The 17,551-nt window shown below is 41.6% G+C and carries 11 protein-coding genes; 1 reads left to right on the top strand and 10 read right to left on the bottom strand.

Annotation, left to right across the window (positions count from 1 at the left end):
• Positions 1-9 precede the first annotated feature (9 nt).
• The 8 genes from dptH to MKY92_RS30230 form a co-directional block, all read right to left on the bottom strand.
• Complete coding sequence (gene dptH, locus MKY92_RS30195; RefSeq protein WP_339298682.1) at positions 10-5,388, bottom strand: DNA phosphorothioation-dependent restriction protein DptH; 5,379 nt, start codon at positions 5,386-5,388, stop codon at positions 10-12.
• Positions 5,336-6,712, bottom strand: a complete 1,377-nt coding sequence (gene dptG, locus MKY92_RS30200; protein ID WP_339298683.1) for a DNA phosphorothioation-dependent restriction protein DptG — start codon at positions 6,710-6,712, stop codon at positions 5,336-5,338. Before dptG ends, dptH begins: the two co-directional genes overlap by 53 nt.
• Positions 6,712-8,985: a DNA phosphorothioation-dependent restriction protein DptF gene (dptF, locus tag MKY92_RS30205; protein WP_339298684.1), complete on the bottom strand. Its 2,274-nt coding sequence runs from the start codon at positions 8,983-8,985 to the stop codon at positions 6,712-6,714. The genes dptG and dptF overlap by 1 nt, the downstream gene beginning before the upstream one ends.
• Positions 8,986-9,905: 920 nt before the next feature.
• Entirely contained in the window at positions 9,906-10,385 is a 480-nt protein-coding gene (rlmH, locus tag MKY92_RS30210; RefSeq protein ID WP_339298685.1) for a 23S rRNA (pseudouridine(1915)-N(3))-methyltransferase RlmH, read from the bottom strand.
• A 677-nt stretch (positions 10,386-11,062) separates the two neighbouring features.
• Positions 11,063-11,230 carry a CxxH/CxxC protein gene (locus tag MKY92_RS30215; RefSeq protein ID WP_017691462.1) on the bottom strand — a complete coding sequence of 56 codons (168 nt, stop codon included), beginning with the start codon at positions 11,228-11,230 and terminating at the stop codon, positions 11,063-11,065.
• A gap of 206 nt (positions 11,231-11,436) precedes the next feature.
• Positions 11,437-12,408, bottom strand: coding sequence for an MBL fold metallo-hydrolase (locus MKY92_RS30220; protein ID WP_339298686.1), 972 nt, complete (start codon positions 12,406-12,408; stop codon positions 11,437-11,439).
• 391 nt (positions 12,409-12,799) lie between these two features.
• Entirely contained in the window at positions 12,800-13,324 is a 525-nt protein-coding gene (locus tag MKY92_RS30225; protein WP_339298687.1) for a hypothetical protein, read from the bottom strand.
• A gap of 295 nt (positions 13,325-13,619) precedes the next feature.
• Complete coding sequence (locus MKY92_RS30230) at positions 13,620-14,888, bottom strand: trypsin-like peptidase domain-containing protein (protein WP_339298688.1); 1,269 nt, start codon at positions 14,886-14,888, stop codon at positions 13,620-13,622.
• A gap of 754 nt (positions 14,889-15,642) precedes the next feature.
• Between MKY92_RS30230 and MKY92_RS30235 the strand changes: the two genes are divergently transcribed.
• Complete coding sequence (locus MKY92_RS30235; RefSeq protein ID WP_036611899.1) at positions 15,643-15,855, top strand: hypothetical protein; 213 nt, start codon at positions 15,643-15,645, stop codon at positions 15,853-15,855.
• Here the strand turns inward: MKY92_RS30235 and MKY92_RS30240 are convergent.
• Positions 15,824-16,630, bottom strand: a complete 807-nt coding sequence (locus tag MKY92_RS30240) for an MBL fold metallo-hydrolase (RefSeq protein WP_339298689.1) — start codon at positions 16,628-16,630, stop codon at positions 15,824-15,826. The genes MKY92_RS30235 and MKY92_RS30240 overlap by 32 nt on opposite strands.
• A gap of 6 nt (positions 16,631-16,636) precedes the next feature.
• Positions 16,637-17,380, bottom strand: coding sequence for a two-component system regulatory protein YycI (gene yycI, locus MKY92_RS30245; protein ID WP_339298690.1), 744 nt, complete (start codon positions 17,378-17,380; stop codon positions 16,637-16,639).
• Positions 17,381-17,551: the final 171 nt, after the last annotated feature.

Raw genomic sequence — 17,551 nt, forward strand, 5'->3', positions numbered from 1 at the left:
CCTTTTGTATTAAAGCCTATTCTGCAATGGAGTAATATTCACAACCGTTTCCGTCGGAGGGGTCAGTTCACCACGATCCATCAATTGTGGTCCCTGTACAATACATTGACCTTTACGGAGGTTATTTAATCTTTCTTCCCACTGCTTACGTTTACTTGATTCCGTAGCTAATGAACTTGCTACAAAGGATACCTCTTGATCCGTTTGAGCAAAGTATATCTTTTGTGCTGAGTTTTGCATTCTCGCTAATTCATCAGCATCTAACTGGGATTTTAAAAACTGGGTTGCAAACCAGCCTGACCAGCCAAATTTACGACCTTCTGTCAAGATTTTAGCAGACGGAGATTGCTCCCGGTGGTCCAAATTTTGTGCTTCATCCAAAATTAACGGTACAGGCTTAATTTTATTTCCGTTTCTCAATAGGTAATTCCATAAATCCCATAAAATAAATTCGGTAATAATACGCTGTACATCATTTGGATAACCGGTTAATTGAATGATATTGACCGAACCATTGTTGTCAATCATATCACTCCAGGAAAAGTTCTGGTCATTTATAAATACTTGCCGGTCGATGAAAGGCCTGATTTGTGACAATGCTGTTTTTGAGGCACTTCCAGTATCCTCCTCCAGCATCTCCCTCATCAGATTAAGATCCATCCCGTCCTGAGAGCGTTCAAGCCCTTTCAATACCGCTTCATAAATAGCATTTAACTGCTGGATTCCAAGTGATTTATAAACGGAAGCAAACACACTCTTAATTCTCTCAGCAATATCGGTATCCGATTCAGGGAGTGTAATCCCGCCTATATCTCTTATGTTTCTTTTAAACGGATTAATAGGCACTTTTTGATTGTATACAACTCTTTGATTAAGCTTGGAGCCCAGAAATCCTACAAACTCGGGTTCAAGCTGATTTGGTAAGAAGCCTTCTGTATAATCAATAACAATACTCGAGATACCTTGTTTAGATAACTCCAGCAGCAGACACTGCATAAAATAGGTTTTACCCTGCCCGGATTTACCTGAGATGAGCAAATGTCTGTTAGCCAGACCAGAATGATCATACTCCCAGTATATTTTTCTTGTGCTATTCTCCGCAGTACCAAGAAGAACCCTTATATTTCGTTCTTTCTCATTTGCAGTATCACTATTTTCTTGATCCTTTTCAATATGAGTTGGAGTGTCATTCTGTTTAACCGTTTCCTTCTCAATTTCTACAGGTTCAGGAGACTCCTTTATTTCTACTGGCTCTTCTTGCACTTTCTCTTCCTTAAGCGGTTTTTTCCTATCTTCTACGAGACTTTCTGCCTCACTACTGATCAAATCTGAACTCAACTTTGAACTTTCCCCAGCAGCTGCAGTTTCCTGCATAAACCCATTAGAAATGCTGGCATAGCTAGGCACAGACGGACTAGAAGCATAATGAACGCTAGGAACATCAGATTTCATATTATAACGATGTGATAGTAAACTATCTTTAGTCAAATCGTTGTCTCTATGCTGCATCCATTCATACATTTCCTCCATCGATTTGACCAAACCATACAACCCATCAGACTCCGTTAAATTAAGATAGGTCACCTGATCTGTAAATTCGGTAGAACGATGATAAGCATCTTTCTGAAACGAAATTACAGCACCTGCGCCAATTATACGATCAATATCGAAGCTTATTTCAATTTGATCATGAATTAGCCTCTCAATAATATGATCAGGCATATCAAAGTTCTTTTCAGGCCAGAAATCACTGGAGTGAAGTTTTGCTGCATTTACAATAAATAATTGAGCAAAGAAGTACCGATAGAATTTTGAAGTGAACGGTTTCTCCGGATTGCTGAGTGCATCTTGGAAGATCTTCTTCGTTTTCAGAACCTGAATAGCGGCTTTATCCATAACACCATTACTGTTTATGCCTATTTTGACTTCTACAGGATAGAAATGAATAAGCAGCTTCTGCTCTCTCTCTTCAATACCCATCAATAACATATCATCACTATGAACGCCTTTTACCCCTAAGTTCTTGGCCGTAAATGTTCCGTCTGATTTACTCAGGTTTGAACTGCCTGCGACCCTTAGAATTTCTTCTAACGAAATTGGAACCCAGCAAATATCCGAATGATCGAAATAAGCAAGAGCAAATTTGATAGCGGATATAATACTGAATTTCTCACGGGAATAATGCCCTTTACTTCCTATAATTCTTAGAAGCCATTCACCATTAAATGTGTTAAAGGCTTTTATAATATCGATCGCTTTGTCTTCTCCAACACTTAGTTGATGAGACCCGAGATACTCACTAATGACGGAAAGATAATGATTAGATTTATTGGTCACTGTAATTGCATCATATCCATTGGAAGAAGAGTACTGATCACTATAGTGAATAACAAATAAATTCTCATCTAACTGATTGAAATAGTTAAGATCTAAATGCGAATCCACAAAGGTAACCCAATGAGATGCATTAAATATCTTTTGTAAGAATTGTTCATCTGCCGTTGTAGTTCTTGAAGTAATGGCCTCTCCTTTATGGAAAGAATCGTTTCCATCATTTTTCAGATTAGCCGCAAGTTCATTCAACCCCATACTAAGATCAATTAATGAGTTGGAATCCTGATTATTAACATAATATTTCGTACCAAAACCTGAACGATAGTTCTCTTCATATTTGAATGATGGCAGGTAAGAGTATATACCATTGAGCGCGATTCCGGCAGGCATCTCATTCATAGGTTGAACAGCATAACTTTCTTTCATATTCATTCTATAAAATGTGATATGTGCGTAATCTAAATCTTTCGCAGGTTCTATATATTTCTTGTAGTACCAAATGGAATTCCGGATCAATCTAAGAATATGGCTTGAATCGATTTCTTCGTGCTTCCATGTAATACCGAAGTACGCGAATATTTCTTCTGCCGTATTTAAAACGGATAACTGATCAAACTCTGTTTCCAAACTATACTCCCGGTAAAGGTTAATGTGAAGTCGACGAAGATGGTCTACTCCCTTTTTCTTGATGGTCTCCATAAACCACTGCAGCATTCCTTTTACAACTTCATGGTCGTTCTCAATGTTAATCAGATTAATCTTGTATGGTGCTTTAATCTGATCGCTGAACAGATAAGAGAAATGCTCTTCAAATTGTTTGAGTTTATGCATGACAATGCTTGATAAGTATTTATTGGCGTCTGTTACACTGACTTTATTAATGTTTTTATAGATGACCCACTCATAAGCGTCAGTAATAGTATCGGATTTATAAAGACATTCTTCTCTTTTATTCTCATATATAAATGGCAACAAACTTTCTGGCCGAAGTCTCTCAAGAATACGATCATCTACTTGTTCATCCTGAACATCTTGCCCTAACTGCAGCTGATAAGCAATATTTAATGGGTGATATGGGGTAAACAATACATCTTCATTATGGTGGATAACACCTAATTTAAAAAGATCTCTTCCTCTTTTGCCTGCCGGTCTCCCCTCTTCAAAAGAGTTAATTCCCTTGATATATTCATTGATGTATTCTCTTGCACGTTCATCAATTTCATCGTTCATATAGCTTAAGCTTGGAGTCGTTTTATGTGTCACATACGAATTGATCAAGCGATTATAGGCATCTAATAATTTTGGATTAAGATCCAGATCTACTGGATGCAGCTGGTCGGATTCTAAAACCGCACTCTTTAATCCTTTTTCCTTCCACTGCTCTTCCCATTCAAGATATTTTATAAATTCATTACTTCCATAAAATACAGAGCTTCCAACCCTTAACTTGCTACCCTCTCTATGAAAGATTAATTTTTCCTCTCTTTTACGTTTCCAAAGGCGGAATGCAGTAATAGGGACATTGCTCTTGTCCTCGATTATAAATTGAACAGGGACAGTAACTTCCTGAGAAACAAAATGAAGCTGCAGCGGTAATTGGTTCTGCTCATTAAACAGGTCACTATTTAATGAAATCTCTAGTAAATCATCATTATTAATATGAATTTGCTGACCTACTGCATTGATCTCTACTTCCCTTTTCGGATAACCTTCTGTTCCAAGTAGATAGGTTTCCTGGTCCGTCAGAATATTGATCGCCCGGTTCTTCGTATCGACGAAATAATCAATCTCCAGAAACGAGCACTGTTGAACTGAAAGAGGAAGGACAACTATCTGTAATTCACAACCTAAATTCGCTTTTCCGTTATGTTTATAAGTGATCCTAATAAATGTAGGCTGAGTCGGGTTCGATAAACTGCATTGGAGGCTAACGTTTGTTCTAGCTACTTGAGAATTGACTTTCGCTTCTGTTGTAATTACTTTGAACTGGTTGGACTGCAGGCTTCTGCTTTCTCCTTCCACTAAAAAGGAAAAGGATAAATTAATTTCTGCTTTTTTATCCGGATTGAAGATAACCACATGCCGTTTTCTCTCTCCAGCAGCTGTCTGCTTGTTAGGCTTATTCCACATATAAAGCTGATCTTTTAGATCAATCTGCTTAAGCTCAACGGTTTGTTTTCCTGACTTCTGAGCTTCTTCATATGCTTTCTTTACATCCGTATAAGGAGTATTGGTCCATTCCTCTACATTTCTCAGTTTTGGAGCAACGCTGGTCGAGAGCTTCTTCTCTAATTCCTCACTCTCCAAACCTAAATCATGAATATGACGGACAAACTCAAACAGTTCACGGTTCCTAGATATTCTTTCTTGCATTTCTTTTTTACTGTATGTGCCCAGATCTGGGTCTTCGAATAACCCGAAATCCTTGTATTCGCCAGGGTCTATTTTCCCTTTGGAGAGAGCCGTAAATATTTCTTCGAAATCAAAAAAAGTAATTTGCTGAAAGCTGGATTCAGACGAAATCTGCTTCTTTCTCTCTGAAAGGATGGTCTGATCTACCTTATCTAATACACTGCTATCGATCTTCTCCTGCAATCCTGCCTCAAATGTTTTAGGGTGTAAGGGCATACCTTCTTTTTGTAAATCTGTACTTCCCCCTTGAATGGAATCTAACTGTTTAAATACAATACTTAGTAATGCAGTATCTTTCCAGATTCCCTTCTGCTCTCCGACCTGGTTTCTCAGCGTTACCAAAAAGTCCGGATTAACTTCATCGGATGTATAAGCAATCACTAAATTCACATTATTTATATCTATACTAAAAGAATGATAAGCTGAACCTTGGTTATGTTGATATACAAACGGCGTACTGATCCATTGGTCACGGAGTGACTCAGCTAAAGTAAGGACTTCCTCTTCATTTTCTAATTGAAGAAAATATCGCTGCCCGGGTTGAATGTTTATATCACTAAAAAAACTAATCAATAGATTAGATACATAGTTATAGAATTGGTTTGACATATTGCGCATCCCCGCTATCACTTTTTTTATCAATGAAGTTCAAATTATCTAACGTTTCCAGAACAACCTTCTTGGAATGCCGATCTAAGGCTACGCCTCTTTTCTCATATTCACTAAACAATTGATTAATAGGTATACGCTTATCCTTAACAGAGACGGCAGTCAGCAAGAGCAGCATTTCATGATTTAGCATTAAAATCGTTCCGCTGCTTCCTCTTGTTCTTAAAAACTCCGATCCGAAATGCTCAATACTGTTGCCATAACCGATGCGTGCTCCTTCATTCATACCTTCTTTAATACTTTCGAACAGTACACGAAATGCCGTTTTAAGATCTCCTGCCTGCTCTTTAGGAGTGACTCTCTCACCAAAAATCCCTCTATATTGCTCGATCCAATTGTTCACATCACTCAAATACTCCTGCTCTTTTTCAGAGCCACTGAAATATTCTATGAGTTCAGGATAAGTAAAAAAACTATCGTTTGTATTTCCATGGAACGTACTTAACTGCGACATGGTATGAATATGAGGAAACAAAAACGGAGATCTCTGTTTAATTCTTTTGAATCCATCCACATCACTAGCTGCCTTTCTTCGTTTAGAAATAACCCCTTCCCAATCAAGCGCATAGTAAAGAGGCGTGGACGCGGTGTAATCACCTTTATCGAACTGCTCAAACTTCAGCATTAACTGGCATATATAGGTAAATAAATAAAAGTGAGTCAAAGTAGGTAGTGATTTGATAAAGTATTCGTGATGACCGCTTATGTAAATAAGATCTTCACAGTACAAATTATTCAAAAATTCCAACTTACATTGATAAATAGTTTCTGAAAAACTTCCATCCGTTGATCGATTTAGAGCCCCAATGATTAGCTCAGATAATACATCCTCTGTTTCTGTATCTTTAAATATATTCGCGATCCGCTGATCATTATTAACTAATACATCAGAAGCACATTTTGCTACTTTACGAAATAAATTGTCAGAATCAGACCCCTGCAGGTAATTATATATATAAGGATGTATTAATTTAATATCACCCTTTTCCCCATATAAATAATGTTGCAGAAAGTTTTCAAGTTCGTGCTGAAGGTGATCCTCCGGATTAATACTTTCTGCAATTCTATGAATAAAGGGATCTACTCCAAGAGCATCCAGTGAACTCGTTTTTTGTTTTTTTGTTTTAATCTTCGTAATATTACGAACATAATCTCCCAGAAGCGGCTGAAAACTACCCTTCACATATTTCTTAGTTGTAGCAAAGGGAAGTACTTTTTTTATCTCACCTTCATTGTGTGAGGGTGGTTTCTTTTTGGTCAGGTTACGATTTATCTCTTCCGTTTTTAAGATCGGCATTACATGTTCCCTCCGGTAAATGAATATCCAGAAAATTCGTCTTTGCTCAAGTAGAAAATTTTATTATCAGTAATATAGTGAATTAGAAGCTGATCTTTCTTTTCTCCGCTACGCATTAATTTTTCAATAAATTCAATAAAGTGAACCATTTCCTCTTCATCTTGTCTATTAGGCCGGTAACCATCCAACACTCTTCTGAACAGATGGAAAAGAGTGTAGTCAATCTCTAAAAGATGAACCGAGCCGCCAATTTCAAAAGCGATATTGATCCGATCCTTAAAGATCTCCAGTTTTTCGCCGATCTGCATTTCTATATGTTTAATATTTGGGCTTAACTTCATTCGCTGTGCCAATCTGTACTTCTCATGAACAGGACTAATATAGATATATTCTTCCTTAGGTGTTCCTTTCCACTGATAGATTACACTTTTAGTTTCATTGTAAATTTCACGAATCGAATCCATATCTTTTGCATTAAACCCGTAAAGTCTATGAGTATATAACTTATAATCCTGATCTCTAGTCTTGTCAAAGAAGTCCTTATTTTGTAAATGGGCAGTCAGGATAATTGCATCAGAGATTTTATTAAACGCATGGTGATCAACCTGTTCATTTCCTTCCCAAAATTTCAGGAACCAGTGATTAGCAACATCATCATGGATATATTCTTTAATCACTTCCTGCTTATTATGTAGGGAATGAAGTGCCACAATTAACTCGTCAATCTCCTTAGAACGGATCCGATTAAGAGGACTAATCTTATGGAACCATTTCAATAGAACCGAACGATCTTCCCGATTGAATAATAAGTTAGGTGTCATATTGTCCAGTACATCATATTCATCCATTTTCACGATGCTCATCGGATGATCCGGCATAATAATATCAACTATAAAATTCAAGTAAGTACGTGCCGAAATGACTAATTTATACTTAATGATGATCTCAATAACCAGCTCTAATATCGATTTCTGTATTTGTTCATTCTGTAAAAGCTCATAATTATAGTGAGCGATGGTATAAACACTTGATTCTAGATCCTCCTGGTGTGCCAGATAGAAAGGATTCTTCTCAGATTTCATAAAAATCTTATTCATAAATTCACTGTAAAAATCAGAAGTTGGGCCTTCTGCAGTCAGCTCATAAGGATGGTAGTCTCCAAAGCTCACCAAATCGAAATGTTCAGAGGTAAAGTAAGGTGTCAACTCTGGTGTGAATAATTTACTGTTTTCTATAAAAGAAGCTAGTTCTTTAAACTCAGCATTATTTGGATCATATAAAAAATTATGAAGAACACCCATATTAATGGCTAGTATCACTTTTTGATTGGATGTACTCAAATTCTGATCTTTAAATCCTTCAAGTGCCTTCACCAAGGTCTCCATCGCATTCATTTCTGGAGAATAACTTTCGGTTGCATCGTTGATAATCGTATACTCTTTGATCAGCTCAGGACGATGCGAGCGCAAGTAAGCAAGCAGATGGGATTTTCCATCGCCTACACTTCCGCAAATAAATAATAAATTGGAACCCTGCTGATCAAGTTTTCGCTCTAGCATTTTCTCTACTTGTGCTTGTGGTCCGCGCTTTACATGAAGATAGTCTTTGTAATAAGAGAAGGATCCTGCTGATTCTACAGCTTCTTTCGAAGACTCCTGAAGGCGCTTTAACTCCCGGATTAAATAGCTCTCTCCCTTAGGAAGATCTTTATTTAGAATAGAAATCTCTTCTTGGTTTATTTCTTTATCGGTAGGTTCGGTTTTCTGGTCTCGTATGAGCCCATTCTCTTTCAGATACGATTTAACCATCGATTTTATTTCCGAGGCATTCAAATCAGATTGAGGCTTAGGTTCTTCATATTTAGGAGCTTCAAAGTACTGTTTCGAATATAGCTCTAAGAACCATACACCAACACTGTGAGCATTTTTGTGTGCGGAAAACACATCAGGGTAGGTAATATCTGAACCATCATGTGCTGCCTTATTGCCAATCTTTCTGACGGAGTTCATTGCCAGCTGAATATCTTGTCCTACAAATCCTTCTGCCACGAGATAACTAATCTTATCTACAAGTTTTGCATATACTATGGATGGCATATTAATATTGTCCTTCTCCAATTCCAGCACCTTGTTAATAACTAACTCTAAGAAGGTTCTTGCTTTAACCGCAGCACTGCCCTTATCTTGAAAGAATAATTGGTTCATTAGTCCGAATTCTCTTGCTGCTTCTGGAGATATAGATTCTAATGAATCAGTCAATGCTCCTAAACTCATAAAATTTACTCCCTTTATGATTTTCAAAATCAAATGTATTTAAATCGATATCCCTATAACGTATCTTATTATTTCATTATAATGAATTGTTTTTGAAAATACCTCTAAAATCTATCTTTAAATATGGATTTTGTGAAAAAATTAAACAAATTAGTAGTGCATATCTCCTATTTATGGTTTCGTAAAAAGTAAATGATCCTATGGACATATAGCAAATCGACAACCAAGCCGGGCTATGAAACAGGCGAGCATAGATCTCATAACGAAAAAACCTCCCGGCTTTCAATATGTATATTTTAAAGTAAAAAACACCTTTTCCAGGCGGCTTTAAGGTCCCTTACTTGTCACAATTCACAAAATGCATTAAATGAAGATCGGAAGCGGCATTCGATGCAATTTTCCCCACACCATGCTAGCCGCCCATGAAGTTTCTTTAGATTCATCACTTTTCTCTAAATGCACACTCTTGTTATATGTATAACTACCCCCATATATCTTTTGGGGAATGGCTTTGTCCATTTTTAGTTTGGCGAATTTACTGTTGGTGTACCTTATTTCGAATTTGCCTCATTTAATGCTGATGTAGTTGTTAAACAAATTGAAATTTGATTTATTATTTGGTTCTCAAGAAATAAAAAGGTCGAACGAGAAGTATCATAAGAATGAAATAAGCTACTTGTTATCAGAGAATAAACTATTGGGGTTGACTGCCAAAAATATATAAATTATTATATGCTCAACATTTACGTCTTTAAAGTCAAAGCCAGGCACAATATCCGTAAACAGAAAAAATCATCACATTTTAAGGCACCCTACCGGATGCCCCTAAATTAATTATATATTTACTTCTTTATTACTTATCATTCACTACTATTTACTGCTCATTAAAATTCAAGAGGTCTCCCTTAGTAAATTTCGCTCTATTTATGGTACGGTTCCCCCCGATTTATCTTCACTGCGCGATAAATCTGCTCCACCAGCACCAGCCGCATAAGCTGATGCGGCAGGGTCATGCGCCCGAAGCTCAAGCGCTGCTTCGCGCGGCGCAATACCTCATCGGAGAGCCCGTGGCTTCCTCCGATGACAAACACGACATGGCTCGTCCCATACGTGCCGAGCTTGTCGATCTCCATTGCCAGCTCCTCTGAACTCCAGAGCTGGCCATCCAAAGCGAGCGCGACCACGTGCGCCTCGCTCTTCACATGCGCGAGGATGCGTTCGCCCTCGCGCTCTTTTACCGCCCGAACCTCAGCTTCGCTCAGGGTATCGGGCGCCTTTTCGTCTGCGACCTCGATCATCTGAAACTTGATGTACGGGGCGAGACGCTTGGCATATTCCTGAATGCCCAGCGTTAAATATTTTTCCTTCAATTTGCCTACGCCAATAATCTGAATAAACATGAAATTCATTCCTCCTAAATTGTCTTGCGAGATATTCTATAAGTAAGATGCTTCATCGCATCGTTTGTTCCAACTGTATTATACCTATACTACACATTTCTCCAAATTCTAACGAATCCCACACACCTTATTCAGCCCCATTTCGGCTACTTTAAAATCTAACGAATCTGAAACACGCTATTCCGCACCCACCGAGCACTCCCCACCACTTTCGAGGCCATTTCAGCAATCTAACGTGTCTACGATTCGTTAGATTTCAACCAGGCTGTGTTTGCCCCAATTAAGACGTCTCCGGTTCGTTATAGCAACTTCACCGGTCCACACCTACGTCCCTACCCACATCGCTGTTACCCAACGTCACTTTCCCCCATGCTCGGGCTTCCATTTCTATTACCTACAACTTGCACCTTTACTACAACTGAGCTCCTTCCCAAATCGGAACTCGGCACCTACACCTACCTTAATCTTCCCCTACCCTCGCCTACTCCCACGTTAACCCCTACGTCCCCACCCATCTCCACGCTGCCTAACAACCACCACCAATTCCCCACACAAAGACAAAAAGAGCGCTCATCACGCTCTCCTTGGCTTCTTGCTGTGATGTTCATACCGGATGGAAAGTCAGCCTGAAGCGCCACATTAAGTCACGCCTCCAGCCGTCTAAGTCCTACAGTACGCTAAACGACGAGAAATTCCGCATGCTGTTCGCACTCTGCGCACTTCGCAGGCGGGTCCCAATCGGCAAATTCCGTCTCCTTCAGATCAACGATATCTGGAGCGTCCTCATACTCATCGACAAACATGTCAATGGCAATGTCCACGTGTTCTTTGCATACAACGTACATCCGTTAAGCATCCTTTCTGTAACCAGCTATGTTCCCGATTCACAACCGCGTATCCCATTACAGGATAGCCACTTCTCAGTTCTATCACACCTGCCGCCGAAAAGAAACCCCTACACGCCTAATGACAGCAAAAACATCCCTCCCACATAACAGGATAAGGATGTTTGCCTTTTACTTATACCGTTTCTAGAAGTCCATCGTTCAACTTAAGGCCAAGAAATTTCGCCTTTAATTACCTGAGCGCTCGTCTCCAGATCGCCTGTATTCGTAAAGTCCGGATATGCTTTTTCCATGGCTGCAATCAGTTCTTTAGAATCTTTGGCTGTCTCTGCCTCTGCTTCGAACTTAGCAATATAATCACGAGTGAATGTAACACTCGATATATCCCCGGCACTGGTACCCAGGTAATGACCTGGAATCACTCGCTCTGGATTCAATGCAATAATTTGGTCTAGCAATTGGCGCCAGTAGTCACGGCTCTCTGGCGTTTGGTTATCTGCAATCCAGACATGCGAATTTTCGTAGACAGGAACACCACCAAGAACAGTCTTAATGGAAGGAATCCACAGGAACGTATGGGATGGATCGGAACCATCTAGACCGATAATCTCTACGGTTTCCCCATCTACAGTCAATTGAGCACCGTCAAGTACGTCCGGAACAATCTGTGCAGTTGGTGCATTTTCTTTCAGAATCGGATTCCAATACTCATTCTTCACTTGAATTGTTTCCTTGATTCCTTCCACCGTTGCTGGAGTCGCAACGATTTTTGCATCAGGGAACGCCTCACGGATTACCGATAGACCGAAGTAATAGTCCGGGTCCTTGTGGCTGATATATACGGTGGTCAGTTTTTTACCCGTATCTTTAATCATTTTGACCAATTGCTCGGCATCATTCTTTTGGAACTGCGCATCAACGAGCACGACTTCAGTTGGACCTTCAATCAGATTTGATGAAACGCCAAAAATGCTGTTTTCCCCAGGATTATAGGTAGTCACTTTCAGCTCCACCGCTGGTGTGTTTGTTTCCTCGCTCTTTGTATTTCCAGCACTAGCAGCATTGGATGAAGAGTCTTCCGTATTTTCGGTTTTACTTGCTGTACCCGCACAAGCACTCAGAATTAACATGAAACATAGAACGAGCATAACGCCCATTGATGATTTTTTAGTAAACATTTAATTGATCTTCCTCTCTTTATGTCGCTGCCATTCATCCATATCAATGCATCTAGCAGCCAATTCGTTGATTATTTATTCCGTCCTATAGTCTGGTTGTACAATTGCTTCGACTAACATTATTTTAGTATGATAATCCCCCTTCAAATCATTATATGTAACAATTATTGTTACAACTTATATGATGTAATGATTATAGTTACAACTAACTGTGAATGTCAAGTTATTTATTCAAAAAATCTACTTCTAATAACTTTTCCGCTACTCACAAACATTATAAAAACAATAAAAAAACCAACCAGAATTTTCTAATTGGCCCCCACTTAACTTCCCCTAACCCTGTAATACGCCTTATTCCAAAGATTCAGACTCTTCATGTCCAATACTAATTTTACTTCAATCCCGACTGCGCCTTCGTTAACAGCTTCCCGCCTTGAAAAGCAATAACGGCATTGGCACCATTGCCGGCTGTGCCTTTATAGTTGTAAACCACCATATTCTCCGCTTCACTCAGTGCTTCACCTTCGCCGCCAAGGATCTCGATGACATCTTCCACCGACATGCCAACCTCAAGCTTCTCATACTGGGCAAAGGTAATCAGCACCCCATCGCCTTTCCCGGCCGATCCGTTGTTTCCCGATGTTACAGGCGTTTGACCACCAGCCTCACCTACCGCAATCACATTTGTACTCAACTCATTCAACTTGGTCTCAAGTGCTGCGATCTTTTGCTCCTGCTCAACGCTCTTGGCTCCCTGCTCCACCAGTTTCTTCTCAAGCCCTGCAATCTTCTCTTGCAGAGCACTTGTATCTACAGATGCTCCTGTCGTAGCTACCTCAGACCCACAGGCAGACAGCATGAACAGGGACAGCGCCAAGCTCGTTCCCCCAAGCATCTTTTTCTTCAAATGTTTCATTAGAAATACCCCTTCCATTCTGAAATAAAATCAGATCGACAAACAGATGTTATTGCATCAGCGACCGTCTCCAAACATATTGACAACAGTTTACCATAGCCCAAGTCGTATGTATCTGCTCCTTTGGCTCCGGGTCTAACTGATCATGGGAACATAAAATGGTTGATCTACTCATTTACTGTCGAATGAACACGTCCACTCATAATAACTAAAAAAGAGTGGTCAGTTGATCTGATCACTCTTCTAGCATTCCCTATTTCAATCCGTGCAACAGTATGGGCTCGTTAGGCTCCCTTTACTCCGGTTTATCCGTCAACTTCACCGATACTTTCTCAGCTTTGCCATCCCGGTAGAAGGTCACTTCAATTGTATCCCCAATCTTCTTCTGATCGTACAGATATTTCCGCAGATCGAGCGTGGAGGTAATTTTTTGCCCGTCGAATTCCGTAATGACATCATTCAGCTTCATGCCCGCATCAGATGCCGGACCGGATGCTTCCAGCACAACCACACCGCTGTCCACATGAGATGGCAGCTTCAGATCCTTACGCTGCTCGTCATCCAGTGGTGCATAAGGGTTGCTCAGATCTACCGTGTACACGCCCAGGTATGGACGAGATACTTTGCCGTTCAGTAGCAGGGAATCTACCGTTTTCATCACTTCGTTCATCGGAATGGCGAAGCCGAGACCCTCAACGCCCGTATCCGAGATCTTCATCGTGTTGATGCCAACCACTTTGCCGTTCAAATCCACCAAAGCACCGCCGCTATTGCCTTCATTAATCGCCGCATCCGTCTGGATCACGTTTTGCTCCCAGTCGTACACCCCGTCCTGATTAATTGATACAGGTAGAATACGATCCGTGTAACTGACAATACCGGATGTCAGCGTACCGCCCAGACCAAGCGGGTTCCCGATTGCCAACACCGTTTGACCCCGCTGAAGTTTGCTGGAATCACCAATCTCCGCGACTGCACCTAGCCCTTTATCTTCTGCGGATAATACCGCAATGTCACTTACACGGTCTTTACCGACCAGCTTCGCTTTATGTGTCTCCCCATCTACGGTCACAATCTCCAGATCACTCGCACCCTCCACAACGTGGTGGTTGGTCATAATATAAGCCTTGCCATCTTCCTTCTTGAAAATGACCCCTGAGCCCAGCGCCGAATCTTCCATCGATAGACTGCTACCCGTTTTATGGTTCACAATGCTCACCACGGAAGGACGAACATGGGCTGCTGCCTGGATAATCCGGTCGTATGGATCAGCTGTCTGTGCACCGCCTCCACCACCATTACCTGTAGCATTAGCCAGCGGTAACGAAGCGGGCTGTGTGATGAAGCTAAACAGCATGACGGTCACGATGGAGCTGATCACCGAGCTAATCACAGCTACCTTCACTGTGGAACTGATTCCCGTTCGCGATCTGCGCGGATTACTCCAGCGGTCACGTCCACGTGCTCTGCCTCCAGGGCGGATGATCTGAAGTTTGCCTTTCTGTTCAGGTTCGGCGCGTCTTGATACTTTGGTTGAATAAAAATCGTCTCCAAACAATCCCATCGTGATCCTCTCCCCTTCGTTGTCACGCATCAAGACCCTGACTGCCGCCTAAGTTGTCGCATGGATCAACGATGGAGTTCTCACATACACCACTCCGCCAACAGACGAACCTTCCGATCGCTGTTACTCACAAATTTTTTTGATCCCCTCTTCCAAGGTGAAAATTTGTTCATAGCGTATGCTTCCGAAGCAGCTTTCTTTCAGAAAGCTTTCAGGCGATCGCTCTGTTTCTTCAGGTTTCTTCTGTCGTCTTCGTTACGTGAAGACTCCACCGGTTTCCCATGCTTTTTTGCAATTTTATAAAATGGTCTTGCATATCGCCGCATCCCGGCATCAAATCAAGATACAGCGTCTATGTACAACAGAACGGACACGCCATTCTGTCAGTGACTCTATCAATCATGCTCTCGCATTCTATGACATGCCATTTCACACGCAAAACAGCCAAAATCACAATGCTCCTCATATACTAAACACGTCAAATCACAAAAAGTTGCATATTTACGAAAATTAAAGCAAATTTCCGCTATAACGCGCTTAACAATAAAGGTCCATAGTATCTATCACCACAAAATCCGGTCCGCTAAGCGCCATTTTGGCAAATTTGAAGAACTTTTTCACCCCTGCATAGTCACAGGTTCAGCATACACGTCTCATCACACAAATGTTAGCGGCAAAAAGAGGAATGTTTTCCATCAAGCCTGACTACAATAATAGTAAAAGACAATTCGAAGCTTCATAGAGGAGGATATATATGGATCGCACACGTACACTCACAGCCATGGATGAAGTTCATATGGCGGCCAAGCTGGCCGATCTCAAGGAAGAACACTATCGTAATACCCTTGCACTCAGCACCATCATTGAACTGCTTATCGATAAAGGCATTCTGACCCGCGAGGAAGTCGAGCGCAAAGCCGCCGAACTTGACAGCTTTATGGCTCACCCACCCTATCCCATGGCGTAGGACGGTCGTAATACGTATCACAGAGTTTGAACTCATGATCCCGATAAAAGCATCCACGGCTCTCCATCGCGTCGCGCACCGACATTTTCGCCAAGTCCATCATATTATGATCTCGGCTAAGATGTGCCAGATACGTGCGCTTGATGCGTCCGTTCATTAGTTCACTAAGCGCTACCCCTGCCGCTTCGTTCGACAAATGCCCAATGTCGCTCAAAATCCGGCGCTTGGTGTTCCACGGATAACGCCCCATACGCAGCAATTCGACATCATGATTCGCCTCCAGCACCAGTACGTCAGAATCAGAGATCGCATCGCGAACCTTGTCGCTCATGTACCCAAGATCTGTTGCAACAGACAGCTTCTCCGTACCATCATCGAAAGTGTACCCTACCGGCTCAGCCGCATCATGCGAGATTCCGAAGGATTCCACGCGCAGTGACCCAAAATCATGCTTTTCACCCGTCTCAAATACCCTCCGGTTTTCCTCTGGAATCGCCCCAACCGACTTCTCCAGTGCCGCCCACGTATTCAGATTTGCGTAGATTGGTAAATTATATTTCCGAGACATCGCGCCTAGTCCTTTAATGTGATCGGAATGTTCATGTGTAACCAGAATCCCGTCCAGTTCTGCCCCAGAAATCTCCCTTTCCTGAAACAGTGCATCCAATCGCTTCGCACTAAGACCCGCGTCAATCATGAGAGATGTGCCCCCATGCTGTATGACTGTGGCATTACCTGTCGAACCGCTGGATAACACGGTAAAATATATCCCCATAACGCATTACTCCCCTGGTTTGTCTGTCTTGGGACTGAATACATCCCCACTGATGCCCTGCACGTACAACACTTCGCCACTTTCCAGCACGAACCGCCATGCCGGCATCGCTACCTGTATATCTGAATTGAACAACTGGCCGTAATAGCCTAGCTGAATATCTTTGACAATTGCATCATTTGGCAAAAAGTTCTCGATCAGCGTTCCCAGCGCCTTCGACGCCGGAAGCACCTGCTGATCGCTCTCCTCTGCGGTTGTAATCCGCACTGGAGTCTGACGGTAACCCGTTATTTTCTGGTCGCTGTAGAATAGCTCCAGACTCACATTGAAGAGCGGCCATTTGCCATCCACCAGTGGGTGAAGCACAAAAGCTCCATCCTTGGCCATCAGCTGATCCAGCCGGTATGTCCCAATCTGTGGAATCTCACGCTCTAATGCATCTTCCAGTTCACTCTGCGAGAAGATCAGCTTGCTATCTACAGGCTGTTCCAGTTCCATATCCACACCAGCCTTGTCCTCTTCAATGAACTCATAGGACAACTTCGGCAGCTTCGGCGTTTCATTTGGAATCGGAGCCAGCACCTGAATGCCCTTCTCTTCCATCGCCTGCTGTGTGTTATCTGCCAGTGAGGTGAAGTCCAGATTGGCTCCGGCCGTCTCCCGCGCATCCATCCAGATCTGGTAACCCAGCACCAGATTGAGCAGCAGAAAGGCATAGATCAACACATTTTTTGCCCGTCCCCAATCCAAAACATTCACCTCCGTCCATTTGATAAAAGCAACTAATATCACACTGGCCCACTCCGCGGTCAGAACAACCTTCCGATCGCTGTTATCCCCAGATTTCTTGATTCCCTTTTCCTAAGGGAGAAATCCGGCGATAAAGGCGAAGCGTATGCTTTCGATGCAGCTTTCTTTCAG

The sequence above is a fragment of the Paenibacillus sp. FSL R5-0623 genome, from assembly GCF_037974265.1.
In the GTDB taxonomy this organism is placed as follows: domain Bacteria; phylum Bacillota; class Bacilli; order Paenibacillales; family Paenibacillaceae; genus Paenibacillus.